This window comes from Paeniglutamicibacter gangotriensis Lz1y, assembly GCF_000348945.1.
GTDB classification, from domain to species: domain Bacteria; phylum Actinomycetota; class Actinomycetes; order Actinomycetales; family Micrococcaceae; genus Paeniglutamicibacter; species Paeniglutamicibacter gangotriensis.
Window position 1 is genome coordinate 130,192 of record NZ_AOCK01000010.1, and the last position, 26,031, is coordinate 156,222.

Below are 26,031 nucleotides of genomic sequence, written 5' to 3' on the forward strand. Positions count from 1 at the left end.
CTCGTACCGAGGCAGACGTGGTTGGATCCGGGTTTTCCATGCTCCGCGACCGACTTCCCTTAGATTGGATCCTCACCGAATTGGCGGTTGAGGGAGGACCCCCCCGGGCAGATGCGGTCTTTATGTTGCGTTCTCCTGACGGGGGAGAGCTACAGATCCTCGTAGCGGCAAAGCGGTTGCTCGACGGAAGGGACATCGGCCGAATGAGGGAACGGTTCGATAAGATCATCGACAGCCGCCCCGGGAGCATTGGGATGGTCGCTGCCAGATACCTGACCAAGTCCACACGTGAACGTCTTTCGGAGGCCGGACTTTCATTCGTTGACGCCACGGGGAACCTCCTGATGCGCGCACAGTCGCCTGCCGTTTTCATCTCTGACAGAGGAGCCGACAAGGACCCTTGGCGCGGAGCGGGACGCCCTCGGGGAACATTGAAAGGTGAACCCGCTGCCAAAGTTGTACGCGCCTTGCTGGATATGCAGGGCCCCTGGAAAATCCGTGACCTCGTGACTGCCTCGGCGTCCTCCACTGGCTCCGTCTACCGAGTCGTGGAGTTTTTGGAATCCGAGGCGTTGATCAATAGGGGAGCTGACAAGCTGATCACTGTCCCCGATTGGCCTGCCTTGCTGCGTCGGTGGAGTGAGGACTACCAGTTCCTGCGTACCAATTCCGTCAGCCGGTGGATAGCCCCACGTGGAATTGAAGCATTCCTGGAACGAGTTCGGAAAGACGAAATACACGACTATGCGATAACGGGATCGATTGCTGCTGCCATCTGGGCACCTTACGCCCCTGTCCGTTCGGCCATGATCTACAGCCAGAACCCCGAGCGAGCTGCCGAGGCTTGGGGATTGCGTGCCACTGATACTGGGGCAAACGTCATCTTGGCCCGACCCGCATACGAGGTGCTGGCCGAGCGCGTCATCAACAGGCCCGACGGACTACGCATCGCGGCACCGGCTCAGGTGGCTGCTGACCTCATGACCGGCCCCGGACGGGCACCAGCGGAAGCGGAAGAACTAGTGGATTGGATGACAGACAATGAACAACTCTGGCGATGAAGCCACGGACCTGCTCGTCCGGGCCCGTTCAGTTCTCCTTGACGCCCTTGATGCGTTGCATGAGCACCATGACGCGATCATCGTGATCGGCGCGCAAGCGGTGTATCTCCGAACAGGCGGGCTAGACGTTGCGCTGGCGGAGGCGACGAAGGACAGCGACGTAGCCATAGACCCTCGTTTGCTTACCGACAACCCACGCCTTGAGACGGCGATGCGGGCTGCTGGTTTTGTGCCGTCGGTAAATGGCCAACCGGGAGCATGGATCAGCCCGGAAGGAATACCCGTTGATCTTATGGTGCCCGAAAGCTTGGCGGGGCCCGGTAGTCGTGGCGCACGCATACCGCCTCACGATCAGCGTGCAACCCGACGCGCCAGAGGGTTGGAGGCGACACTAGTTGATTGCGACGAGATGGAGGTGACCGCACTTGATCCGAATGACCACCGAGTCGCCAAGGTTAAGGTGGCTGGTGCTGCCGCGCTGCTCGTCGCAAAACTCCACAAGATCGGAGAACGGGTAGATACTCCCAATCGGCTCAATGACAAGGATGCCCACGACACTTACAGAATCCTGCGAGCTGTTGAGACGGATGCCCTTGGCGTGGCGATCGCGCGGCTTTTGGCCGATTCGCTCAGCAAGGACGCAACGAGGGAAGCCCTGGTTTACCTTGCAGAACTCTTCGGTGCTGGCCCTGAATCGATCGGGGCCGTGATGGCGGGTAGGGCGGAAGAGGCTGTGGGTGACCCAGCTCAAGTTTCTGTAGCCGTCTCGATCCTAGCCAGTGACTTGCTCGAAGATCTCGGCGAAAGATAACCGCATCTGGGGTCGTGCACGCCACTTGACGAACCTGAGCGCTCAGGGTCTCGCTGATCTCACCCGTTGACAAGGCAGCCGGAGAACAGCAGAGCATGCGAAACCCCTGGAGTAGGTCCGGCTGTGACGATTATCCAGCCCGGCGACTTCCGCCAAACCGTGTACATTCGGGCCTCGGACCCGCATGGGCGATACCCTAGAGTTATGGCCACCCGCACTCCCTCCAAGAAACCCAAGGCCTCGGGCCGCACCACGGGCGGCTCCGGGGGCACCTCCAAGACCACACGCAACACCAAGGCAGCAGCCGTGGTGGAACACGATTTCCCCTTGCCGGTACGCATGGTGCGCGCCGCATGGATGGGCATCGCGCGTGTCACCGGCGGAGCCTTCCGCAAGATCGGCCGCGACGTGCACCCGGACTACGACGTGCGCCGCGACGGCACAGGGCTCTTCTTGGTCATTATCGCCATCATCATTGCCTCGGTGGAATGGTGGGGGCTGCGCGGGGTCGGTTGGTACGGCGGGTTCGTCCATTCCGTGGCCGGAGGAACCTTCGGATTCATGGCCGCCTTGATGCCCCCGATCCTACTCATTGGCGCCATCCGACTCTTCCGCTGGCCCGAGGAGCATCGCGCGAACAACCGCGTGGGCATCGGTCTAGCACTGGCCACGCTGGCAGGATCCGGAATCTCCCACGTGGCCGGCGGCCTGCCTCCGGTCTCCGCGCCCTTCGAAATCCTCTGGAGTTCCGGCGGGATGCTCGGGGCCCTGGCCACCGTGCCGCTGGCCGGGCTCATCACCGGCCCCGGAGCCATGGGCGTGATGATCGCCCTGGCACTGCTGAGCCTGATGATCCTCACCGCAACACCATTCCGACTGATCCCCACACGCCTGCGTGAAGGCTACGAGAAGCTCATGGGCCAGGCCCCTGAGTCCCGCACCGGAACCGGTGTGGACCTGGGCTCAGAGGAGCACGACCAGTCCTACCTCTACGAGGAAAGCCAGTCCGCGAAGAAGCCGCGTAAGAAGATGCGCCTCTTCGGCAAGGACCGCGAGGACGAGGCCACCTCCGCCGAGGACCTGTTGGGCAACACCGGCGAGGGCGCCTACGACACCGCAGTGATCACCGACGCGGATATCGCCGCGGATCCGGTGGACTTCTACGCGGATGCTGCTCCTGCCGATACTGAACCCGCCATCCGCCCGGGGGTGCGCCGTCCCACCAAGGAGGAGCGCGAACACGCAGCCATCATGGAGTCCGTGGGTCTGGGCGCCGAGCCCGAGGCCGACACCCAGGCCATGAGCGCCATCGATTTGACCAGCTACGACTCCGAGCCCACGGTGGCGAACCCGCAGACCCCCTCCAGGCCCCAGGCTGTCCCGCTGCCGCCGATCCCGGCACGCACCGAACAGCTCCAGCTCTCCGGGGACGTGGCCTACACGCTGCCGGCCTCGGACTTCCTGCCCGCCGGCCCGCCGTCCAAGGAACGCTCCGAGGCCAACGACGCGGTCGTCGCGGCACTGACCGACACCCTGAACCAGTTCAAGGTCGACGCGCGGGTCACCGGCTTCTCCCGCGGCCCCACGGTCACCCGTTACGAGATCGAACTGTCCCCGGGCACCAAGGTCGAGCGCGTCACCGCGCTCTCCAAGAACATCTCCTACGCCGTGGCCTCCTCGGATGTGCGCATCCTCTCCCCGATCCCGGGCAAGAGTGCGATCGGCATCGAGATCCCCAACGCTGACAAGGAAATCGTGGTGCTGGGAGATGTGCTGCGCAGCCACAACGCCCGCAAGACCGATCACCCGATGGTCATGGGCGTGGGCAAGGACGTCGAGGGCGGCTTCGTGGTGGCCAACCTGGCCAAGATGCCTCACCTGTTGGTGGCAGGTGCCACCGGCGCGGGTAAGTCCTCGTTTGTGAACTCGATGATCACCTCGATCCTGATGCGTGCCACCCCGGACGAGGTCCGCATGGTCATGGTCGATCCCAAGCGCGTGGAGCTCACCGCCTACGAGGGCGTCCCGCACCTGATCACCCCGATCATCACCAACCCCAAGAAGGCCGCCGAGGCCCTGCAATGGGTGGTCAAGGAGATGGACACCCGCTACGACGACCTGGCGAACTACGGGTACAAGCACATCGACGATTTCAACAAGGCCGTGCGCAACGGCAAGGCGGTGCCGCCCGAGGGCTCAAAACGCATCATGAAGCCCTACCCGTACCTGCTGGTCATCGTCGATGAGCTCGCGGATTTGATGATGGTCGCCCCGCGCGATGTCGAAGACTCGATTGTGCGCATCACCCAGCTGGCCCGTGCCGCAGGCATCCACCTGGTGCTGGCCACCCAGCGCCCCTCGGTGGACGTGGTCACCGGGCTGATCAAGGCCAACGTGCCCTCCCGCATGGCCTTTGCCACCTCCTCGGTCACCGACTCCCGCGTGGTCCTGGACCAGCCGGGCGCCGAGAAGCTGCTGGGCCAGGGTGACGCGCTCTTCCTGCCCATGGGCACCTCCAAGCCCATGCGTGTGCAGGGTGCCTGGGTCACCGAATCCGAGATCCAATCGGTGGTTGAGCACGTCAAGGGGCAGCTGAAGGCCGAATACCGCCACGACGTCACCCCCGAGGTGCAAAAGAAGCAGATCGACGACGACATCGGCGATGACCTGGAGCTGCTGCTGCAGGCCACCGAACTGGTGGTGACCACGCAATTCGGTTCCACCTCGATGCTGCAGCGCAAGCTGCGGGTGGGCTTCGCCAAGGCCGGCCGACTCATGGACCTGCTCGAATCCCGTGGTGTCGTCGGCCCCTCCGAGGGCTCCAAGGCCCGCGATGTGCTGGTCAAGCCCGACGATCTGCCCGAGGTGCTCGCCGCGATGCGTGGGGATGAAACCCCGGCAGATGACGTGGTCCCCACCGCACAGGAAGCGGCGCTGGCCGAGAACGCCAATGCCAATCACTACGGCACCGACCTGGTGGCCGAGGATCTGGACGGCTTCGAACAGGCAGTTGACTACCACGATGGTGCTGAGGAACCGGGCTCGGAAGACGCCTGGAACCTTACCGGGAGGTAGCCTAGTAGCGTGACTGAAACCCCAGCGAACCCGCAACCGGCCCATGTGCCGACCCTGAACATCGCCAATGTACTGACCGTGCTGCGCATCGTGATGGTCCCCTTCTTTATCTGGGCCTTGATGGCCGACGATAAGGACTACGGGTTCATGCGCTGGGTGGCCGTGGCGATCTTCGCCGTGGCCATGTACACCGACAAGCTCGATGGGGATTTGGCCCGCAGTCGCGGGCTGATCACCAACTTCGGGAAGATCGCCGACCCGATCGCCGACAAGCTGCTCACCGGCTCCGCGCTGGTGATGTTCTCGATCCTGGCCGAACTGCCCTGGTGGATCACCATCGTGATCCTGGTGCGCGAATGGGGAATCACCGCCGTCCGCTTCGTGGTCATCCGCTACGGCGTGATGGCAGCATCGCGTGGCGGCAAGCTCAAGACGGTCCTGCAGACCGCCGCGATCCTGCTCTACCTGCTGCCCTGGACCCACACGATCGACTGGCTGCACGTGGTGGCATTCATGGTGATGCTGCTCGCCCTGGCGATCACCGTCGTCACCGGCCTGGACTACCTCGTCAAGGCCTGGACGCTGCGCGCCGCGGCCACCGGCCCGAATCCGGGCAGCGCGGCGGAGAAGGACCAGTGACCCGGTTCCCGGATGCGGCGCAGCTCGCCGCGCGGGCCCACGAGGTGGTGCTCGGCGCCAAGACCGCCGGTCTGAGCCTAGCCACCGCGGAATCGCTGACCGCGGGGATGATCGCCGCGACCATCGCCGAGGTGCCGGGGGCCTCGGCCGTGCTGACCGGCGGGATCATCAGCTATTCCAACGCCGTGAAGGTTTCGCTGCTCGGAGTCGAGGAAGCGCTGCTGGGGGAGCGTGGCTCGGTGGACGGGGAAGTAGCCAGGCAGATGGCCCAGGGGGCGCGCACCGCATGCGATGCCGACCTGGCTGTATCTGCCACCGGCGTCGCGGGGCCCGAAGCCCACGATGGCCAGCCGGTGGGCACCGTGTTTCTGGGCTGGGCCGATGGCTCGGGCAGTGGATTCATCGAGCATCATTTTTCCGGGGACCGGGCGCAGGTTCGTGCACGCAGCACGCTGGCCGCCCTGGACCTGCTTTTTTCCCACCTTGTACCCAGCAGGCACACAGCTTAATGGGGCAAGGTGGCATTGAATCGAATTGTGACACCATTGCGGAACGATTCACGGTTGTTGTGGAAAAACACCCTCTGCTATAGCTAAGGTGGGTGGCGTGGGAACAAAAGGCGACAACCGGTAGTTATAACCCATGACGGGCATAATAAAGTGACCCGCACCAAAACGCCCCACAAGGCATTAGGACCGGAGAAAACAAGGCAATGCACATGGTCAAGCAACCAATATCGGTAAACGGTGTGGTCCGTTGGCGTGATGTGGGCCTGCAAAGCGAGGTCCGCCGAGACAAAGAGGAGCGCAAAATGGTAGTCCTTCGACACGAAATCGGTGACGTTCTGCGCGATGTTCGCCAACGCCAGGGACGCACCTTGCGTGAAGTGTCCCATAGCGCCCGCGTCTCCCTCGGATACCTTTCCGAGGTTGAGCGTGGACAGAAGGAAGCTTCTTCCGAACTCCTTTCCTCGATCTGCGGAGCCCTAGAGTTCCCGCTGTCGCTGATGCTCCGCGAGGTCAGCGACCGCATCGCCCTCGCCGAAGGCATCACGATCCCAGATACTGTCCCCACGGACCTGACCAGCGAATTCGCTGGCGACTACCCATCAGAACTCGGCAAGCGACTGGCCCCGAGCCACTAAACCAACGACAACTCTGGCCAGTGGTGTACTTGGCATTAGAGATTCGGCCCCCGGGCCGGCAGACCCCGCCCCTCGCGGCGGACAAGCCGGACCGGGGGCCTTTTTGCGTGTTTTGCGGCCAAGCCATGACACAATGGCGAGGGTGCGAATGAGTGATTTTTGGCGACTGATGGATGACGAGTTTGGTGCGGGCTACTCCCGCACCCTGGCATCCTCTTTGGTGCTCGCGGAGGTGGGCGGCATTACCGCCACCGAGGCACTGGAGCACGGGGAATCCCCGCGGCGGGTGTGGCAGGCAGTGTGCAAGATGCAAGATGTACCGCCCGAACGCTGGTTGGGCCGCGATGTCGCCCCCAAGGAATCCTAGAGAAAAATTCGATCTGACACACCACCAGCGTTCGAATATCTGTTCGGAAGAGTGTAGTGTTCACAGTGATGATTAGTTCGGCGTCTGTCGTGGGTTATTCACAGTGCGAACGCCCGAAGTCCAAAGTGTGGGCCACCGGCCGTACGCTCAGGAACAGACAAAGAACACCGGCCGCAACCCGATTCATTCGGACGGCCCTGACAACCGAGGTGAACAATGGCCGCAGGTAAAGATCGCGAGAAAGCGCTCGAAGCAGCGCTCGCACAGATCGACAAGCAGTACGGAAAGGGCTCGGTCATGCGACTGGGCGACAAGACCGTTGCGCCCATTGCCGCCATTCCCACCGGCTCGGTGGCCCTGGACATTGCGCTGGGCATAGGCGGGCTGCCACGTGGCCGCGTCGTGGAGATCTACGGACCAGAATCCTCCGGTAAGACCACCGTGGCACTGCACGCAGTAGCCAGCGCCCAGCGACTGGGCGGCATTGCAGCCTTCATCGACGCCGAGCACGCACTGGATCCCGAATACGCCAAGAAACTCGGCGTGGACACCGATGCGCTCTTGGTCTCCCAGCCGGACACCGGCGAGCAAGCCCTGGAAATCATGGACATGCTCGTGGGCTCCGGTTCCGTGGACATCGTCGTGATCGACTCCGTGGCAGCCTTGGTGCCACGCGCCGAGATCGAGGGCGAAATGGGCGACAGCCACGTCGGCCTCCAGGCTCGCTTGATGAGCCAGGCCCTGCGAAAGATCACCGGCCGACTGTCCCAGACACAGACCACAGCGATCTTCATCAACCAGCTGCGTGAAAAGATCGGTGTGATGTTCGGCAGCCCCGAAACCACCACCGGCGGCAAGGCACTGAAGTTCTACGCCTCGATTCGGATCGATGTCCGTCGCATCGAAACGTTGAAGGAAGGTACCGTCCCGGTCGGCAACCGTACGCGCGCCAAGATCGTGAAGAACAAGATGGCCCCGCCGTTCAAGCAGGCCGAGTTCGACATCATCTACGGACTGGGCATCTCCCGCGAAGGCAGCCTCATCGACATTGGTGTGGACCAGGGCTTCGTGAAGAAGTCCGGTGCCTGGTTCACCTATGACGGAGACCAGCTGGGCCAGGGCAAGGAGAACGCCCGCAAGTTCCTGCGTGACAACCCTGACCTCGCCGACGAACTCGAACGTCAGATCCTTGAGAAGCTTGGCATCGGCCAGCTTCCGGAGGAAGCTGACGGGGACAAGTTGCGCGTGGTCAAGGAGTCCTAACTCCGTGGGCACCACCAAAAAACCGGGCGGTTCGTCCGGCTCCCGACCGGGAGCCGAACGGCCGCTTTGGTCGTTCCCGGCAGATGGCAACTCCGACTGGGGAAAGCCGACGGACATTCCGGCCTGGGCAGACAGCCCGGAGGCCGGAGCCGCGCCGGCTGTAGAGCAATCACCAGCCCCAGCCGAAACCTCATCGCCTGGCTTCGGCGAGAAACGTGACGCCTATGCCGGGCGGAGCGCCCGCGACAGTTCCACGAAAAGCGCCAGCTCCTGGGGCAGTGGCAACCGCTCAGGGTTCAAGAAGAAGAGCACCGGCTCGTGGGGGAGCAGCGCCGGCACTAAGCGCACGAGTTCCAAGCGCAGCACCGAGCGGACGGGGCGCACGCGCACCAAGGCGGTCTCGGACTCCACGGAGCCCGTCGAGCTCAGCGATGAGCAATATGCCACCAAGGGACGTGCCGTGATCTTGCGCCAGCTCACGGCCTCGGCCAAAAGCCGCGCCCAATTGAAAACCAAGCTGCTGGAAAAGGAGATTCCCGAGAACATCGCCGAGGAACTCCTTGACCGTTTCGAAGACATCCAGCTCGTGGATGACGAGGCTTTCGCCGAAGGCTGGGTCCGTTCCCGGGCACGCAGCAGAGGCCTGGCCCGGTCCGCCATTCGACGCGAACTGCGCGATAAGGGGATCGAAGGCGAGCTGGCCGAAACCGCGCTGGAACAGATCGACGAGGACACCGAGGAAGCCACGGCCAAGGATCTGGTCGAACGCAAACTCAGGGCACCATCCATGGCGGCGGACAAGGAAAAAACTGTCCGCCGGCTCGTGGGCATGCTGGCCCGTAAGGGATATTCCTCGTCCATGGCCTACCGACTGGTCAACGAGTCTTGGGAAGAACGCTTCGGGGAGGACGCGGAGTATTAGCGTCCGCACGCGTTATGCAGGCCCGGGACCTGAGGGCATTGGGTAGGCTTGGTGGGTGACTGCGAGCATTGTATTTACCGACGATCAAGATTCATCAGTGGCTACCCGCACCTACGAGGTGCGAACCTACGGCTGCCAGATGAATGTCCACGACTCCGAGCGTCTGTCCGGGCTCCTCGAAGCCAGCGGCCTCGTTGAGCAAGAGCCCGGCGACGAGCCTGCCGACGTGGTGGTTTTCAACACTTGCGCGGTCCGGGAAAACGCTGACAACAAGCTCTACGGAAACCTGGGCATGCTGGCCCACATCAAGGAAACCCGTCCCGGGATGCAAATCGCCGTCGGTGGCTGCCTGGCCCAGAAGGACCGCGAAACGATCTTGCGAAAGGCACCCTGGGTCGATGTGGTCTTCGGTACCCACAATGTTGGTTCGCTTCCGGCCCTGCTGGAACGCGCACGGCACAACAACGAGGCACAGCTCGAGATCCTCGAGTCTCTCGAAGTCTTCCCTTCCACGCTGCCGACCAAACGCGACTCCGTGCATTCGGGCTGGGTATCGATCTCCGTAGGGTGCAACAACACCTGCACCTTCTGCATCGTGCCCTCGCTGCGAGGCAAGGAACGCGACAGGCGTCCGGCCGACATCCTGACAGAGATCGAAGCACTGGTTGCCGACGGTGTCATCGAGGTGACCCTGCTGGGGCAGAACGTGAACTCCTACGGCATTGAATTCGGCGACAGGCTGGCCTTTGGCAAGCTGCTGCGCGCCTGCGGACAGATCGAGGGACTCGAACGGGTCCGCTTCACCAGCCCGCACCCCGCGGCCTTCACCGACGACGTCATCGAGGCCATGGCCGAAACCAGCAACATCATGCCGCAACTGCACATGCCGCTGCAGTCGGGTTCGGACAAGGTGCTCAAGGACATGCGCCGCTCCTACCGTTCCAAGAAGTTCCTGGGCATCCTGGATAAGGTTCGCGAACTGATCCCGCACGCCGCCATCACCACCGACATCATCGTGGGCTTCCCCGGAGAAACCGAAGAAGACTTCCAAGCCACGCTGGACGTGGTGGAAGCCTCGCGTTTCTCCAGCGCTTACACATTCCAGTATTCCAAGCGCCCCGGTACCCCCGCCGCCGAGCTGCCCGACCAGTTGCCCAAGGCCGTGGTGCAGGAGCGCTTCGAGCGGCTCACCGCACTGCAGGACCGGATCTGCGCCGAAGAAAACGCCCTGCAGGTCGGACGCACGGTCGAAGTGCTGGTCACCGAGCACTCCGGGCGCAAAGCAGCCGAAACCCATCGACTCAGCGGACGCGCCACCGACCAACGACTGGTGCACTTTTCCGTGCCCGCCGGAGGCGGCACCCCGCGCCCCGGTGACCTGGTCACGGTGCCCATCACCGGTGCAGCGGCCTTCCACCTGGTCTCAGACCCGTCCTCGCTCGAAGAGTACTCAGTACGCCGTTCGCGGGCGGGGGACGCCTGGGACAGGTCCCAGGCCGACTCCTGCGGTACCGGGACCGGCGGGGACTCCGGAACCCGTGGGGTTTCACTGGGCATGCCCACGCTCCCGATCCGCAAGTAGCCGGCCCACCATGGAAAAACCTGTTATTGCCGTCCTGGGACCCACGGGAACCGGGAAATCGGATTTGTCGATCGCGCTGGCCCGAGAACTGGGCGGCGAAATCGTCAACGCCGATGCCCTGCAGTTCTACCGCGGCATGGACATCGGCACGGCCAAGCTCCCCGAAGCCGAACGCGGTGGGATCCCGCACCACCTGCTGGACATCATGGAGGTGCGCCAGGAAGCCAGCGTGGCTCGCTTCCAGGCCGAGGCGCGGGCCTGCTTCGCAGAAATCCGGAACCGCGGAAACGTCCCGATCTTGGTTGGCGGCTCGGGACTGTACGTGCGTGCAGCACTTGACGAGATCGACTTCCCACCGACCGACCCTGCGGTGCGCCAACGGTTGGAGGCCGAGGCAGCTGCCGGCGGCATCGGCCCGCTGGCCACCAGACTGGCGGCTATCGACCCTGAATCCGCGGCACGGAACCTCGATGACCGACGTCTGATCCGGGCCCTGGAAGTCTACGAGATCAGCGGCAAACCCTTTAGTTCCTTTATGCCGCAACGGCGCTACCACGCCCCGGCGATCCAGATCGGGCTGAACATCGACCGTGCACTGTTGCACACCCGCCTGCAGGCTCGGGTCACCGCGATGGTCGAGCAGGGGCTGCTCGAGGAAGTGCGGCGGCTGGACGCCCAGGGGTTGCGCGAGGGCAAAACCGCCGGGCGGGCCATCGGCTACGCCCAATTCCTGGCGGTCCTTGACGGCACCATGTCGCAGCCCGAAGCCGTGGAAAAGACCGTGATCGCCACCCGCCAATTCGCCCGCCGCCAAGTCACCTGGTTCGGTGCCGACGAGCGGGTCTCCTGGTTCGATCCGACCACCGATACGCTGCTACGCAGCGTTCTAGCCCGGATCAAAGACACCTGAGCCTGCCTGCGAAGAAGTACGCGACATGGAAATAGGCGACGGGGATTTGCTGCACGTATTCTTGGAATCATGAGCGCGACCGATCCTGCACCCAGTCCCGGCCCCACCCTGGAATCTGTGGTGGGCTCGCTTCCCTATGCCAAGGGGCACGGGACAGGGAACGACTTCATCCTGATCGCAGACCCCACGGACCAGCACCACCTGGACCAAGCGCAGGTTGCACAGATATGTGACAGGCACACAGGCCTCGGCGGCGACGGGCTGATCCGCGCCGTCCCGTCCGAAGCCGTGGCCGAGGGCCGGACCATCTTGGAGTCCGCGCCGGAGGCGTACTGGTTCATGGACTACCGCAACGCCGACGGTTCGATCTCGGAAATGTGTGGCAATGGGGTGCGCGTGTTCGTGCATTTCCTGCTCAGCGAAAACCTCGTGGACCTTGAAGTGGGCGCAGTGTTGCCGATCGGCACGCGTGGCGGACTGAAGCTGGTCACCCGGCTACGGGACGGCTACGCGGTGGACATGGGCCCTTGGGAGTTCATTCACGACAAGGCAGCGACGGAAAACGGGCTGGACTCCAGGGTCCTCACCTCCGGGCTGCCCACGGTCCGCGGGGCACTGAGTATTTCCATGGGCAACCCGCACACCGTGGTGGCCCTGGCCAATGCCGCCGAGCTGCGCGCCTTGGACCTGGCCTCGATCCCGGAGGTGGAGCCGCGCCCGGAACACGGGACAAACGTTGAGTACGTGCTGGCCGGCAATCCGTCGGTGCCCGGCGGGCGCGGGTCGCTGCGCATGCGAGTCCATGAACGCGGGGTGGGGGAGACCCTCTCCTGCGGCACAGGGGCCTGCGCCGCGGCCATCGCCACCCGGCACTGGTCCCAGGCCCACGACGTCGCCCAATGGGCGATACAGGTCCCGGGTGGAGACCTGGGTGTCGGGTTCGAGGAAGGCGCCGACGGACGGGAGCACGTGGTGCTCAGCGGCCCGGCCGTGCTGGTGGCCCGCGGCGACATCACCGCGGGCTAGGACCCCGGCCCCAAGGTAACCTTCCGGTGGCTCCGTTAGGCAGCGAGCGGGCGGGAGACCTTCAGAATGCGGAAGGCCTTGTCGGTCGAGACCCGTTCGACGTTCCAGTCCTGCGGCAGCGCCGCATCGAGCCACTTCTGTAGCGAATCGGCGCCCAGATTCTTTTGCACTACCAGCCAGGCATCGCCACCCGGTGCCAGCCGGGGCAGCCAGAGCAGCAGCAACTCGTGCAGCGCCTCCTTGCCGATACGGATCGGCGGGTTGGACCAGATGGTGTCGTAGGTGATGTCCGGATCCGCCGCCTCCGGCAGCGCCACAACCACGTTGCCCAGCCCGAGGGTCGCGGCGTTATCGCGGGTCAAGGCGAGGCTTCTTTCATTGACGTCGACGGCGTGCACCGTCGCCTCGGGGGAGGCCATGGCCATGGACAGGGCGATCGGGCCCCAGCCACACCCAAGGTCCAGCAGGTTTCCCGTCGGGGACGGGTCGGGGACGCCACGCAAAAGCACGGCCGTTCCCTTGTCGATCCGGTCGGGGCTGAAGATGCCGCCGGACGACTGTAGCTTGCGCGGGGCACCGCCCAATTCGACGCTGATGGTGCGCCGTTTCTCCGGGGTGGAAGGCTGGGCGCTGAAGTAGTGTTCCGGGCTCATATCTGCAAGTTAACCGCCAGCGACCAACAATCCCAAACCCGAAGCACGTCTAAGGGCTGGATAACGGTGTGAGATGCATCAAGGCGCCGCTCGCCACAAAGTGATAAAGTTTTCTCTATGACTTACCCGTACTTGTAAGACGCAGCCGCTCAACGCGCCCCCGTGTCCTTCCCCGCTCCGAGCCAACACGCCGGCGACCGGAAGTTGACTCATGGCCGGGCCGATACGCAAGCCATGCGCAAAAGTCATCACCGGACCCCACATACCTCGTGATGCCCCCGCGGCATACGAAGCATGGGTCAACTCATTTCGGCGATGCCAGTACCGTCGGCACCGGCCCAATCCCCGCGGCGTCACCACGCCCCCAGATCTTCAGGACGCCGTGTAATCACGGCCCGGCAAGGAGCCAATCCATGCAAACACCACACGAACACCCGGAACAACACAACCCATCCACGCCCAAGGGCGCATCTGACGGTGCGGGGCACTATTCTGGAATACAGCAAGCAAAGGGGAACATGACCAATCCACAGCCTTCCGGCCCGCAGGACAATGACCTGGACGAGGCGCAGCTCCAAGCCGCCATCGAACGCATTCTTGCCAGCGACGCCGCAGCAGCCAACCAAGCCAGCCACTTCGGTGCCCCGGAGGACGAGAAAATCCTCACCGGACGCGCCCAGGCGCTGGACAAGTCCACCCGCGAACACTCCTCCTTCGACGGGGATCAGGAGGAACTGGCCGCACGCCGTGCGCTGCGCCGGTCCGCAAGCCTGTCCACCGAACTCGATGATGTCACCGAGGTAGAGAACCGCCAGCTGCGCCTCGAGCGCGTGGTCCTGGCCGGCATCTGGAACGAGGGCACCGCGGAAGACGCCGAGAATTCGCTGCGCGAGTTGGCGGCGCTTGCCGAAACCGCCGGTTCCGAGGTGTTGGATGGCATGGTCCAGCGCCGTGCAAAGCCCGACGCAAACACCTACCTCGGTTCGGGCAAGGCCCAGGAGCTGCGCGAGGTCGTGGCTGCCACGGGCGCGGACACCGTCATCATCGACACCGAACTCGCACCCTCCCAGCGTCGCGCCCTCGAAGATGTCGTCCAAGTCAAGGTCATTGACCGCACCGCATTGATCCTGGACATCTTTGCCCAGCACGCCAAGAGTCACGAGGGCCGCGCCCAGGTGGAGCTGGCACAGCTCGAATACCTGCTGCCGCGATTGCGCGGCTGGGGCGAATCCATGTCCCGTCAGGCAGGTGGCCGGGTCGGCACCGCAGGCGGCGGCATCGGCTCGCGTGGTCCCGGTGAAACCAAGATCGAACTGGACCGCCGGCGCATTCGCGACCGCATGGCCAAGCTGCGCAAGGAAATCAAGGGAATGCTCCCGGCCCGCGAGGCCAAGCGGGCCAACCGCAAACGCAACTCGGTGCCATCGGTGGCCATCGCCGGATACACGAACGCCGGGAAATCCTCGTTGCTCAACAGGCTCACAAACGCCGGAGCACTGGTGGAGAACGCGTTGTTCGCGACCCTTGATCCCACGGTTCGCCAGACCGAGACCGAGGACGGACTGACCTACACGCTGGCGGACACCGTTGGGTTTGTGAAGTCGTTGCCCACCCAGCTGGTCGAGGCCTTCCGCTCCACGCTGGAAGAAGTTGCCGACGCGGATCTGATCCTGCACGTCGTGGATGCCGCGCACCCCGACCCGGAAGGGCAGATCCAGGCGGTCCGCGAGGTCCTCAACGACGTGGACGCCCGTCGAATCCCGGAGCTCATCGTGTTGAACAAGGCAGATGTCGCCGACCCGTTTGTGGTCGAACGGCTGCGCCAACACGAGCCAAACCACGTGATCGTCTCGGCGCGCACCGGTGAGGGAATCGGCGAACTGCTCGAGAAGATCAGTGCTGCAATTCCACGGCCCGATGTCCAACTAGAATTGATGATTCCCTATGATCGAGGCGACGTGGTCAACAGGCTGCACGGCGCGGAGGCCGAAATTCTGGCCGTCGAACATACCGAAACTGGAACACGCATGATGGTCAAGGTGCGCAAAAGCATGGCGGCAGAAGTGGAGCAATTTAGTATTCATGGCTGAGGAATCAGAGGTCATCGCCCTTTTGGACGCTGCAGTGTCCACTATGGGCGGGCAAAATCGGCCGGGCCAACACGAAATGACGCGTCAGGTCGTGCGGGCCATGGACACTGGCGAACACCTGTTGGTGCAGGCCGGGACCGGAACCGGTAAATCGATGGCCTATCTGGTCCCCGCTTTGGCCCACGCGATCGACGCGGAGAAGCCGGTGGTGATTTCCACCGCAACTCTGGCGCTCCAAGCGCAGATCGTCGGTCGCGATGTGCCGCGGCTTCTCTCCTCGCTCAAGGGCAAGCTCCCGCGCGAGATGGATGTGGCGCTGGTCAAGGGCCGCTCCAACTACGTGTGCCAGTACAAGCTCGGCGGCGGGTACCCGGACGACGACGAGGGCGCACTGTTCTCCTTGGAATCGGGCACCCCACTGGTCGGTGGCGGCGAAGGGCCGAGCTCCGCGCTGGGCCAGGAAGTGGTGCGGTTGCGGCAATGGGCCGAACGCACCGACACCGGAGACCGCGACGACATCACCCCCGGAGTCAGCGACAAGGCCTGGCGACAGGTGTCGGTCAGCGCCATGGATTGCCTCGGCGCCCAGAAATGTCCCATGGCCTCCGAATGCTTTAGCGAACTGGCCCGCTCCCGCGCGGCCAACGCCGATGTGGTCATCACCAACCACGCGATGCTCGCCGTTTCGGCGTTCGAAGGTCTGGCCGTGCTGCCGGACTTCGACACCGTTATCATCGACGAGGCCCACGAGCTCCAGGACCGGGTCACCAGCTCCGTGACGCGCCCCATGTCCGTGGCCATGGTCCAGACCGCAGCTTCCGCGGCACGCAAGCACTGCTCGGTCAGCGTCGATTCCCTGAACCAGGGAGCCAAGGCCCTGCAACGCGCCCTCGAAGGGGTTCCCACGGGACTCATGGCCAAGGGCCTGAACGAAGACCAGGAAGCGGCGATCAACCAAATCGCCGAGGCAGCACGGGTGGTGCTCTCCGATTCAAAGCCGGAGGCCAACGCCCCGGCCGACGGCGGACGGCAAATGGCCCGCTCACAGGTCATGTACCTGGTGGAGCAATGCACCAAGATGCTTGAAATGACCGACGAGCGCGAAGTCATCTGGGCCTCGCGGCCGGGGCACTTCAGCCCGGGTGAGGGCTACGTCCAGCCCGATGAATCCAGCCAACCGACCCTGATGGTGGCACCGCTCTCGGTAGCGGGCAAGCTCCGCGAGGGACTCTTCGACGGTCGCACCGTGATCCTCACCAGCGCGACGCTGGCCATCGGAGCCGCCTTCGAACCCGTCGCAGGGTCCCTGGGTCTGATCGGCGATGGCGCACCGACCTGGAACGGTGTCGATGTGGGCAGCCCCTTCGACTACCCCAAGCAAGGCATCCTGTACGTCGCCAAGCACCTGCCCAAGCCCGGGCGGCAGATGTCACAGGAAACGCTCTCCGAGATCGAGGACTTGATCAAGGCCTCCGGAGGTGGGGCGCTGGCGCTGTTCACCTCGCGCCGTGCCGCGGAAGACGCGGCGGAAATCTTGCGTGCCCGTCTGGACATTCCGATCCTGTGTCAGGGCGAGTCCAGTATGAAGGCCCTCGTCGACCAGTTCTCCGCAGAACCGGACACCTGTCTCTTTGGCACCATGACACTCTGGCAGGGCGTGGATGTGCCGGGCAACGCCTGCCGGTTGGTGATCATCGACAAAATTCCCTTCCCGCGTCCCGATGACCCGCTGTCCTCGGCCCGCAGCCGCGATGTCGCCAAGCACGGCGGAAACGGTTTCATGGCCGTGGCCGCGAGCCATGCCGCGGTGCGCTTGGCACAGGGCTCAGGCCGACTGATCCGCTCCATCAACGACAAGGGCGTGGTGGCCGTACTGGATTCACGTCTGGCCACCGAACGCTATGGCACGTTCCTGCGTGCGTCCCTGCCGCCGTTGTGGGCCACTCCTGACAAGGCCACCGTCATCTCCGCCCTGCAACGCCTCAGCGAAGGCTAAGGGGCACCAGTAAGGGGCACAAAAAAGGTTCGGGGCCGGTCGAAAGACCGGCCCCGAACCTTTGGCGGGATGAAACGCGATATTGCTCCTAGATGGAGCGCATGACCGAGACGACCTTGCCCATGACGGTGGCGGTGTCGCCGAGGATCGGCTCGTAGCGTGAGTTCTGCGGCAGCAACCAGGTATGGCCGTCACGCTGGCGGAACGTCTTGACCGTGGCTTCGTCTTCGAGCAGTGCTGCGACGATGTCCCCGTTGTTGGCGGTCTGCTGGCGGCGAACCACCACCCAGTCCCCGTCGCAAATGGCCGCGTCGATCATCGAATCTCCGGTGACCTTGAGCATGAACAGTTCGCCGTGGCCCACCAACTGGCGTGGAAGGGCGAAAACGTCCTCAACCGCCTGGTCTGCCAGGATCGGACCGCCTGCGGCGATGCGCCCCACCAGTGGCACCATGGCGGTGTCGGCCGAGGTGGTCAGCTCCGAGACGTTCATGCCGTTAGCGGCCTTCAGGCTGTCCTGGCCCTCTACTACTTCAAGTTTTGCATCACCCTTGAGCTGGAGCGGCAAGAGGATCTCCATGGCCCGCGGCCTGCGCGGATCACGGCGGATATAGCCGAGCTTTTCCAGCTGGCTGAGCTGATGGGTCACGCTCGAGAGGCTTGCCAACCCCACAGCGTCACCGATTTCCCGCATCGAAGGCGGGTATCCATTGGCGCTCACCGAGCGCTGGATGGTTTCAAGAACCTTTTTCTGACGGATAGTCAGGCTCTTCGCGTCGCGTCGAGGGGTTCGTTGTTCGGTCGTCATTGTCAATGCCTCATCCCGATCGTCGCCGGTTGCCCGCGCGTGCCGCAAATTGTCGGTGCTGGCTGATGTAGTAAATACATCGGCTCACGGCACCAAGCTTAGTCGACAAGGACACTACTTTCAAAGATTTGTTCGAACAGATCTGGACACGTGTCGTCCAAAGGTGCTAGAAATAAGATACAAACACCGAACACCTGTTCGAAAGATATGTTCGAATAACCGTCGCGTGTTCGAACCGGGCCATCAGGCCACGTCAAACACGCGAAAACATGAGGAAAGGCAAAGACATGGCAAACACTGCTTTCTCGGCCCCGCTCCACCTGGTCACTTCCCCCAACTTCGAGTCGGAACCGCTCATGCGGCAGACTCAGGCGCCCCTTCGCTTGACGCGTCGTGGCAAATTCGTACTTATAGCACTTCCGATCTTCCTGGTCGCCGCTGCTTCAATGATGATTATTGGCCTCTTCCAGTCCCCGGCCAATGCCTCGGACACCAGTCCGCTGGGCGTCGAAGCAACGACCGTCACCGTCATCGAGGGAGACACCTTGTGGGGGATCGCCCGCGAATTTGCGCCCCAGCTCGAGCCACGCGATGCCGTTCGCCAGATCGGTGAGATGAACAGCCTCAGCAGCTCGATGCTGCACCCGGGCACCGAGATCTTCGTCCCCACAGCAAACTAGCGCCGGTAGCTCCGGGCGCAAACAATTTCTAGCGCTGCCGGGATTCGAACCGATTATTACCCTTCGCACCACCACAGATTCTTAGGCTGCGGCCCTGCCGCCGTAGACTTACACTGTGAATGAACGGCTAAATCGCCTGGCAAATCTGCCCCTGCGCGATAATCTCCAAGGTCTTGAACCCTATGGTGCACCCCAGATTGACGTACCTATCCAGCTAAACGTCAACGAAAACACCCACCCGCTTCCCGCCGAAGTGCATCGTGCGATCGTCGAAGAAGTCACCGCCGCAGCCGTGGGACTCAACCGCTACCCCGACCGTGAATTCACCGAACTACGCGAACGCCTGGCCACCTACCTGGGCCATGGGTTGACGCCGGAAAACATCTGGGCCGGAAACGGATCCAACGAGGTCCTCCAACAGATCCTCCAGGCCTTCGGCGGGCCCGGACGCTCCGTCATGGGCTTCCCTCCCACCTACTCCATGTACCCGCTGCTGGCCTCCGGCACGGATACCGCCTACATTGCCGGGCAACGCTCACCGGGCTACGGCCTCACCGCCGCGGATGCCGCCGAGCAAGTCCGCAAGGCAGCCCCGAACATCGTGTTCCTATGCTCGCCAAACAACCCCACCGGCACGGCACTGGGCCTCGACGTTGTCGAAGCCGTCTACGAGGCCGGGGCAGCCAGCAACACCATCGTGATCGTGGACGAGGCCTACGCCGAATTCGCGCACACCGGAACGCCCTCGGCGCTGTCCCTGCTTCCGGGCCGTGAACGGCTCATTGTCTCGCGGACCATGTCCAAGGCTTTCGCCTTGGCCGGTGCCCGCGTGGGCTACCTGGCCGCGGCACCCGAAGTCACCGACGCCATCCGCTTGGTCCGCCTGCCGTACCACCTCTCGGCGGTCACCCAGGCGACAGCCAACGCCGCGCTGAAACACGTTGATGCGCTGCTGGCCAACGTCGAGGACATCAAGGTCCAACGTGACCGCATCGTCAACGAGCTCACCCGCATGGGATTGAGCCCGGCCTCGAGCGACTCGAACTTCGTGTTCTTCGGCGGCATCAACGACACCGGTGCCATCTGGGAGGGCCTGCTCGAGGCCGGGGTGATCATCCGTGATGTCGGAATTCCCGGACACCTCCGGGTTACCGCCGGCACCGAAGCGGAGACCACCACGTTCTTGGTACGCCTCGAGGAACTGCTCAATCAGGCTCCTCCCACGCTATAGCGCTAAACTTGGGGCGGCGGCGATGGTGCCGGCGGGCTGGTTACGACCACATGCCCGCGTGCGCCTCCAAGCCAGCGCCCCACATCTTCGTCTCAACGCCTGATCCAAAGGAATGTGCATGTCTGCCGAAAAACTCACGGGTCGTCGCGCTCGCCTCGAACGCATCACCAGCGAGTCCTCCGTCTTTGTCGAGCTCGATCTGGACGGCACTGGCCGCTCGGAAATTAGCACCGGCGTACCGTTCTACGACCACATGCTCACAGCGCTGTCCAAGCACTCGCTGATCGACCTCACCGTGCGCGCCACCGGGGATGTCCACATCGATGTGCACCACACCGTGGAAGACACCGCCATCACCATCGGCGAGGTACTGCGCACCGCACTGGGCAACAAGGCCGGGATCCGCCGTTTCGGCACCGCCTACGCCCCGCTGGACGAGGCCCTGGCCCGCGCCGTCGTCGACATCTCCGGACGCCCCTACCTGGTCCACGGAGGCGAGCCCGCAGGACAGGAATACCACCTGATCGGTGGACACTTCACCGGGTCGATGACCCGCCACGTCTTCGAATCCCTGACCTTCCACGCGCAGATCTGCGCGCACATCGAGGTCATCTCCGGACGCGACCCGCACCACATCGTGGAGGCCCAGTTCAAGGCCCTGGCCCGTGCACTGCGTGAAGCAGTGGAAACTGACCCGCGCATCGGCGACGCCATCCCGTCCACCAAGGGTGCGCTGTAGATGGCGCAGAAGACCGTCACGGTCCTGGACTACGGATCGGGCAATGTCCGCTCCGCAGTCAGGGCACTTGAGGCAGCCGGGGCACAGGTCAAGCTTTCGGCCAAACCCGAGGACATCGCCAACTGCGACGGACTCTTTGTTCCAGGTGTTGGCGCGTTTGCCGCGGTGATGCAGGCGCTCAAAGACGTCGGAGCGATCCGCTGGATTGGACGCCGCATTGCCGGCGGCCGACCCGTGCTCGGGGTCTGCGTCGGACACCAGGTCTTTTTCGACGAGGGCGTGGAACACGGGATCCATACTCCGGGGCTGGGCGAATGGCCTGGCACCGTGGAACTGCTTCAGGCACCAGTGGTTCCGCACATGGGCTGGAACACCCTCACCCCGCCGGCCGGCAGCAAGCTCTTCGCCGGCATCGAGGATGAACGCTTCTACTTCGTGCACTCCTACGCCGTGCAGAAATGGGACTTCGAAGTGGCCCAACCCAAAATGACCCCGCCACAGGTCACCTGGTCCGAACACGGGACCCCATTCATCGCCGCGGTGGAAAACGGGCCACTGTGCGCCCTGCAGTTCCACCCGGAAAAGTCCGGCGAGGCCGGAGCACGATTGCTGCGCAACTGGTTGGAGACCCTGTAAACCATGCTCATTTGGTCAATTGTCCTCATGGGAGTCGCCGGGATCTTAGCCGGCGGAGCGCTCTCGCTGCGCCAACAACGCGCCCACATCTCCTGGATCATCGTCGCCTGGGTACTGGCCGCGGTGTCCCTTTACTGCGCCTACCTGATCACGCTTTAACCAACCCCCGCCGGCGAATGCCGCCGGTTGCACCCGGCAAACGCCGGGCACAAGAACCTAAGGATCGATCATGACCGAGAACCACAACAACATCCTTGAGCTGCTGCCCGCCGTCGACGTGGTGAACGGCCAGGCCGTGCGCCTGGTCCAGGGCGAGGCCGGGTCCGAGACCAGCTACGGCGATCCGCTCGAGAACGCCCTGGCCTGGCAGGAAGCCGGTGCCGAATGGGTGCACCTGGTGGACCTGGACGCTGCCTTCGACCGTGGGGCAAACACCGAGCTGCTGGGCCGCATCGCCAAGGAATTGACCATCAAGGTTGAGCTCTCCGGCGGCATCCGCGACGACGAATCCCTCGAACGAGCCCTCGAATTCGGTGCCACACGCGTCAACCTGGGCACCGCAGCCCTCGAAAACCCGGAATGGACCGCCCGGGCCATCGCACGCCACGGAGACAAGATCGCCGTGGGACTGGACGTGCGCGGTACCGTGCTTTCGGGCCGTGGCTGGACCAAGGAAGGCGGCGACATCTGGGAGGTCCTGGCCCGTCTGGAAGACGCCGGCTGCGCCCGCTACGTCGTCACCGACGTGACCAAGGATGGGACGCTGCGCGGACCCAACGTGGAGCTGCTGGCCGAGATGTGCAAGCGCACCGCCAAGCCCGTCATCGCATCCGGCGGCATCTCGAGCCTCGAGGACCTGCGCGTGCTGCGCGAACTGGTCCCGGCCGGCGTCGAAGGCGCCATCGTGGGCAAGGCCCTGTACGCGGGCAAGTTCACCATGGCCGAGGCCTTGGATGTGGCAGGCCGCCGCTAAGTCACCGGGCCGTCCGATGACCGGCCCTGAGCTTTGAATCCCCGGGAGGGGTTCGGACCACAATGGTTCCGGGCACCTCCCGTTGGTTGTCTGTGCTGCAGGGACTCGGGCAGGCTGGGACCATGACCCTGAAACCACCGTTGGCAGGCATCCCCGCAGCGCCGGTCCCGATCCCCGCCGCCGTGGCCAGGGAAGCCGGAGGCGAAGAGCTGGAAGCCGTCTGGATCAACGAGGTCGGAGGAACGAGCTTCAGGATCGGGGCCGACACCACGGCCGAACGCTATATCAAGTACGCGCCGGTGGGCACCGAAGACACCGACTTCGCTGCCGAGGCGCAACGTTTGGGTTGGGCCGGTGCCCATGCCATCGTTCCGCGGGTGCTTGAGGTGGGCGGCGACGCGGCGGGAAACTGGCTGCTGACCGCGGCCCTTCGGGGCGAATCGGCGGTGGCCCCGGGCTGGATCCCCAGGCCTGCCATGGCTGCACGCGCACTGGGTTCCGGGCTGCGCGCCCTGCACGAGGCCTTGCCGGTGCATGACTGCCCGTTCGAATCATCGCTGTCCGAGCGGGTCAAAGACCTTGAACGGCGCATCGAGCGGCCCTGGAACCCGGCGGACTGGCCCCCTGGATACTCCCTTCACCGAATCGAGACGGCCTTGGAACTGCTGCGTAATCCGCCGGTTCCCGCCGTCAGGGTGGTCTGCCATGGAGATGTTTGTGCCCCCAACACGCTGCTGGATGAGCAAGGAAACTTTGCCGGACACGTGGACCTGGGTTCCCTGGGTGTAGCAGACCGCTGGGCCGACCTGGCCGTGGCGGCGTGGAGCACCGAATGGAACTACGGTCGTGGCTACGAGGAGTTGGTGTACGCCGGTTACGGCATCGCACCTGACACCGCATCAATCGCCTACTACCGCCTGCTCTGGGACTTGGGTTAACCATCCCGCTGCCGGGGCACAACGCGATTTTGGCCACACCGCACCAGACCTTGGTCTCGAGGAATCCGTGGGCGCACCGGCGGAAGGCCCGTCCACCGCCGCAGGGAAAGGCCCCGCGAGCACCGCGGGGGCGGGATAGCATGGGCGTATGAGCGCGAATTCCCCTTCTTCCCCCACCGACCAGGGTGCCGAACGACACCTGCCGGGCCACATTGCTGCTGCCCTGCAGCGCGCAGGCGGTGCCACCGACTCGGCTGGCCAGAGTTGGGACGGGCGGGACCTCTCCGGCGAGGGGAACCCGCTGCACAACTTCGATAACGACAACGGACTGATTGACCCCGCGCTCGAGCGCGCGCTGGAAGACTTGAAGGCCGGGAACGGCTCCGAGCCACTGGTCCACACGGCCCTGGCCCATGCACGGGTCTACATCGCGGTGGTGGCACAACTGGCGGAGGGCGGGCTGGGGGAGCACGGCTTCACCGAGGACAAGGAAGCAGACATGGCCCTGGTCACGCTCACCGCACCGGACGGGCGTACCGCGTTGCCGGTCTTCAGCAGCGTCGAGAACCTGCAGCGCTGGCATGGCGAGGCCCGCCCCGTGGCCGTGTACGCACCGCGCGCCGCACTCTCGGCGGTCAGCGAGGAAGCCCAGATGCTGGTGTTGGATCCCGGCACCGACTTCACCTTCGTCTTGCGCCGCCCCGGCATGTGGGCCCTGGCCCAGCAGCACGACTGGGTGCCCAGCTACCTCAATGACGAGCTCGCAGCCGTGGTGGAGGCGCAGCTGTCCAGCGAAAGCGTGTTGGCGGCGATCCACATGGCACCTGGCCATGGGGTGGGAACCCGCACCTCCGCCGGCGCCGCGGTGCCGGGCGGGGGGCCGGGGCCCGAACTACGCCTGGAATTCTTGTTCCATCCGGGCGTCGAGGAAGCCGCCGCCCGCGAGTGCGTCTCCCGGGTCCATTCCAGGCTCGCGGCCAACCAAGAATTTGCCGAAAACGTCGATTCTCTCGAGATTGCCCTGAAGGCGGCACCTGTTCCCGGCACCGAGGCGTGAAGTTCGGCCGCTACGGGCAACTGCTGAGGCAGCCCGGGGTCGGCGCACTGCTGCTCATCGGTATGGTCGCCAGGCTTCCGCACGCAGCGGTCGGCATGCTCCTGTTGCTGCACCTGGTCAACGAGCTAGATCAGGACTGGGGTTCGGCGGGCCTGGTGGTCGCGCTGATGACCATCGGCATTGCCCTAGGGGCACCGTGGCGTGGGCACATTGTCGATATGTACGGGTTGCGCCGGGCGCTGGTCCCCTCGGTCATCGCCGAGGTGGTGGTGTGGAGCATTGTCCCGCAGGTCTCCTTCACCTGGGTGCTGCCGCTAGTATTCCTCGGCGGATTGTTCTCCCTGCCGGTCTTCTCCGTGGTGCGCACCGCCCTGGGCGTGATGACCACCGGGGACACACGTCGCGCGGCCTTCGCCCTGGACGCGATGGCCACCGAAGTGGTTTTCATCGTGGGTCCGGCCGGCGCGGGGATCGTCGCCGTCTCGCTTGACACCACCATCGGGATGATCGGCATCGGGATCGCCGCGTCCGTGGCCGGGCTCGCACTGATGGTGTTGAACCCGCCCACGCGTACCGGCCAGCCTGGGGCCGTGGCGCTCAAAGCCAACCCGCACGAGGAACGCCTGGGGGCAGAGGCTTCGCTGATCGCCGCCGGACCGGGCGGTCTGGCCGACGTAGAGGGTGAACTGATCGTGGCCGGCGCCAAGTCGACCAAGGCGCGGATTGCCGCCCGCGGGCGCGGTTTCCGCCACAAGTTCGGCTGGGTCAGTGCCTCGGTGATCGCGGTGCTCATCGCCGCAGCCGGTGCAGGATTGCTGATCTCGGGCACCGAAGTCGGAATCCTGTCACTGCTCGATGCGCACCACAGCGAAGGTCAGCTGGGTATCGTGGTCCTGTTCTGGTGCGGGGCCTCGCTGCTGGGCGGGCTTCTCTACGGAAGCCTGGATCGGCGTATCTCGCCGATCGTGCTGCTGCTGGCCATGGCCGTGCTGACGGTGCCCATGGCCTTTGCCACCGATACCTGGTCCTTGGCCTTGCTGTCGATCGCGCCGGGGATGGTGTGCGCCCCGGTACTCTCCGCCGCCTCGGAATGGCTCACCGATCTGGTTGCGGAGAAGCGTCGCGGCGAAGCCATGGGTTGGTACGGTTCCGCGCTGACCGGGGGCACCGCCCTAGGATCGCCCATCTCCGGGGCCACGGTGGACCTCTTGGGTGCCAACACCGGATTCGTCATGGTCGGCGCCATCGGGACACTGATTTGCGCCGTGGCTTTGACCGCCCAGCAGGTGCGTCGCAAGCGTGCGCGAGGTCGTGTGCGAGTGCTGGTCAACGAAAGCTAATCCGGCACTGTTTCGTGCGCGTGGGACTGGGCCCGGTCGGGCGCGCAACGGGCATTAAAAACCCTGCGGCCGAGTCGGAGTAGAAGCACC

25 protein-coding genes are annotated in these 26,031 nt (G+C 64.3%); 23 read left to right on the plus strand and 2 right to left on the minus strand.

Features of this window, described 5'->3' with window-relative positions:
* Positions 1-203: 203 nt before the first annotated feature.
* The 12 genes from ADIAG_RS15770 to dapF all read left to right on the plus strand — a co-directional run bounded on the left by ADIAG_RS15770 (position 204) and on the right by dapF (position 12,800).
* The gene (locus ADIAG_RS15770) at positions 204-1,061 is read left to right on the plus strand and encodes a hypothetical protein (protein ID WP_200859409.1); all 858 of its coding nucleotides are present in this window, start codon (positions 204-206) and stop codon (positions 1,059-1,061) included.
* On the plus strand, positions 1,042-1,872 hold the full coding sequence (locus ADIAG_RS15775) for a hypothetical protein (RefSeq protein ID WP_007272420.1): 831 nt from the start codon (positions 1,042-1,044) through the stop codon (positions 1,870-1,872). The genes ADIAG_RS15770 and ADIAG_RS15775 overlap by 20 nt, the downstream gene beginning before the upstream one ends.
* Positions 1,873-2,076: 204 nt before the next feature.
* Complete coding sequence (locus tag ADIAG_RS15780) at positions 2,077-4,947, plus strand: FtsK/SpoIIIE family DNA translocase (protein WP_051059977.1); 2,871 nt, start codon at positions 2,077-2,079, stop codon at positions 4,945-4,947.
* A 9-nt stretch (positions 4,948-4,956) separates the two neighbouring features.
* A complete protein-coding gene (gene pgsA, locus ADIAG_RS15785) occupies positions 4,957-5,586 on the plus strand; it encodes a CDP-diacylglycerol--glycerol-3-phosphate 3-phosphatidyltransferase (protein ID WP_007272422.1) in 630 nt (209 codons plus the stop codon).
* Positions 5,583-6,095, plus strand: a complete 513-nt coding sequence (locus tag ADIAG_RS15790; RefSeq protein ID WP_007272423.1) for a CinA family protein — start codon at positions 5,583-5,585, stop codon at positions 6,093-6,095. The genes pgsA and ADIAG_RS15790 overlap by 4 nt, the downstream gene beginning before the upstream one ends.
* A 209-nt stretch (positions 6,096-6,304) precedes the next feature.
* Complete coding sequence (locus tag ADIAG_RS15795) at positions 6,305-6,730, plus strand: helix-turn-helix domain-containing protein (RefSeq protein ID WP_043475484.1); 426 nt, start codon at positions 6,305-6,307, stop codon at positions 6,728-6,730.
* Positions 6,731-6,872: 142 nt separating this feature from the next.
* Complete coding sequence (locus tag ADIAG_RS15800; protein ID WP_043475487.1) at positions 6,873-7,097, plus strand: DUF3046 domain-containing protein; 225 nt, start codon at positions 6,873-6,875, stop codon at positions 7,095-7,097.
* 216 nt (positions 7,098-7,313) lie between these two features.
* Complete coding sequence (gene recA / locus ADIAG_RS15805) at positions 7,314-8,360, plus strand: recombinase RecA (RefSeq protein WP_007272426.1); 1,047 nt, start codon at positions 7,314-7,316, stop codon at positions 8,358-8,360.
* Between the two features lie 4 nt (positions 8,361-8,364).
* Positions 8,365-9,282 (plus strand): regulatory protein RecX, encoded by a 918-nt coding sequence (locus ADIAG_RS22225; RefSeq protein WP_007272427.1) that lies wholly within the window; start codon positions 8,365-8,367, stop codon positions 9,280-9,282.
* 55 nt (positions 9,283-9,337) lie between these two features.
* Positions 9,338-10,864: a tRNA (N6-isopentenyl adenosine(37)-C2)-methylthiotransferase MiaB gene (gene miaB, locus ADIAG_RS15815; RefSeq protein ID WP_007272428.1), complete on the plus strand. Its 1,527-nt coding sequence runs from the start codon at positions 9,338-9,340 to the stop codon at positions 10,862-10,864.
* A 10-nt stretch (positions 10,865-10,874) separates the two neighbouring features.
* Entirely contained in the window at positions 10,875-11,774 is a 900-nt protein-coding gene (miaA, locus tag ADIAG_RS15820) for a tRNA (adenosine(37)-N6)-dimethylallyltransferase MiaA (protein WP_007272429.1), read from the plus strand.
* A gap of 69 nt (positions 11,775-11,843) precedes the next feature.
* Positions 11,844-12,800: a diaminopimelate epimerase gene (dapF, locus tag ADIAG_RS15825; RefSeq protein ID WP_007272430.1), complete on the plus strand. Its 957-nt coding sequence runs from the start codon at positions 11,844-11,846 to the stop codon at positions 12,798-12,800.
* Positions 12,801-12,835: 35 nt separating this feature from the next.
* Here dapF and ADIAG_RS15830 read toward each other — a convergent pair whose 3' ends face one another.
* Positions 12,836-13,453, minus strand: a complete 618-nt coding sequence (locus ADIAG_RS15830) for a class I SAM-dependent methyltransferase (protein ID WP_007272431.1) — start codon at positions 13,451-13,453, stop codon at positions 12,836-12,838.
* Positions 13,454-13,971: 518 nt separating this feature from the next.
* Here ADIAG_RS15830 and hflX point away from each other — a divergent pair.
* Together hflX and ADIAG_RS15840 are read left to right on the plus strand one after the other, a co-directional pair.
* Complete coding sequence (gene hflX / locus ADIAG_RS15835) at positions 13,972-15,543, plus strand: GTPase HflX (RefSeq protein ID WP_043475406.1); 1,572 nt, start codon at positions 13,972-13,974, stop codon at positions 15,541-15,543.
* A complete protein-coding gene (locus tag ADIAG_RS15840; protein ID WP_007272433.1) occupies positions 15,536-17,539 on the plus strand; it encodes an ATP-dependent DNA helicase in 2,004 nt (667 codons plus the stop codon). Before hflX ends, ADIAG_RS15840 begins: the two co-directional genes overlap by 8 nt.
* Positions 17,540-17,627: 88 nt before the next feature.
* Here the strand turns inward: ADIAG_RS15840 and lexA are convergent, their stop codons facing one another.
* A complete protein-coding gene (gene lexA / locus ADIAG_RS15845; protein ID WP_007272434.1) occupies positions 17,628-18,347 on the minus strand; it encodes a transcriptional repressor LexA in 720 nt (239 codons plus the stop codon).
* Positions 18,348-18,634: 287 nt separating this feature from the next.
* Here lexA and ADIAG_RS15850 point away from each other — a divergent pair, with 287 nt between their 5' ends.
* The 9 genes from ADIAG_RS15850 (at position 18,635) to ADIAG_RS15885 (ending at position 25,941) form a co-directional block, all read left to right on the plus strand.
* Positions 18,635-19,027, plus strand: a complete 393-nt coding sequence (locus ADIAG_RS15850; protein WP_007272435.1) for a LysM peptidoglycan-binding domain-containing protein — start codon at positions 18,635-18,637, stop codon at positions 19,025-19,027.
* Positions 19,028-19,142: 115 nt separating this feature from the next.
* Complete coding sequence (locus tag ADIAG_RS15855) at positions 19,143-20,258, plus strand: histidinol-phosphate transaminase (RefSeq protein ID WP_007272436.1); 1,116 nt, start codon at positions 19,143-19,145, stop codon at positions 20,256-20,258.
* A 118-nt stretch (positions 20,259-20,376) separates the two neighbouring features.
* A complete protein-coding gene (gene hisB, locus ADIAG_RS15860; protein WP_007272437.1) occupies positions 20,377-20,997 on the plus strand; it encodes an imidazoleglycerol-phosphate dehydratase HisB in 621 nt (206 codons plus the stop codon).
* Complete coding sequence (gene hisH, locus ADIAG_RS15865) at positions 20,998-21,633, plus strand: imidazole glycerol phosphate synthase subunit HisH (protein WP_007272438.1); 636 nt, start codon at positions 20,998-21,000, stop codon at positions 21,631-21,633.
* Between the two features lie 3 nt (positions 21,634-21,636).
* Positions 21,637-21,792, plus strand: a complete 156-nt coding sequence (locus ADIAG_RS21915; protein WP_007272439.1) for a hypothetical protein — start codon at positions 21,637-21,639, stop codon at positions 21,790-21,792.
* A gap of 70 nt (positions 21,793-21,862) precedes the next feature.
* Positions 21,863-22,606: a bifunctional 1-(5-phosphoribosyl)-5-((5-phosphoribosylamino)methylideneamino)imidazole-4-carboxamide isomerase/phosphoribosylanthranilate isomerase PriA gene (gene priA / locus ADIAG_RS15870; RefSeq protein ID WP_007272440.1), complete on the plus strand. Its 744-nt coding sequence runs from the start codon at positions 21,863-21,865 to the stop codon at positions 22,604-22,606.
* Between the two features lie 122 nt (positions 22,607-22,728).
* Positions 22,729-23,544 carry an aminoglycoside 3'-phosphotransferase gene (locus ADIAG_RS15875; RefSeq protein WP_043475495.1) on the plus strand — a complete coding sequence of 272 codons (816 nt, stop codon included), beginning with the start codon at positions 22,729-22,731 and terminating at the stop codon, positions 23,542-23,544.
* 148 nt (positions 23,545-23,692) lie between these two features.
* Positions 23,693-24,601 carry an SseB family protein gene (locus tag ADIAG_RS15880; RefSeq protein ID WP_007272442.1) on the plus strand — a complete coding sequence of 303 codons (909 nt, stop codon included), beginning with the start codon at positions 23,693-23,695 and terminating at the stop codon, positions 24,599-24,601.
* Entirely contained in the window at positions 24,598-25,941 is a 1,344-nt protein-coding gene (locus ADIAG_RS15885) for an MFS transporter (RefSeq protein WP_007272443.1), read from the plus strand. The genes ADIAG_RS15880 and ADIAG_RS15885 overlap by 4 nt, the downstream gene beginning before the upstream one ends.
* Positions 25,942-26,031: the final 90 nt, after the last annotated feature.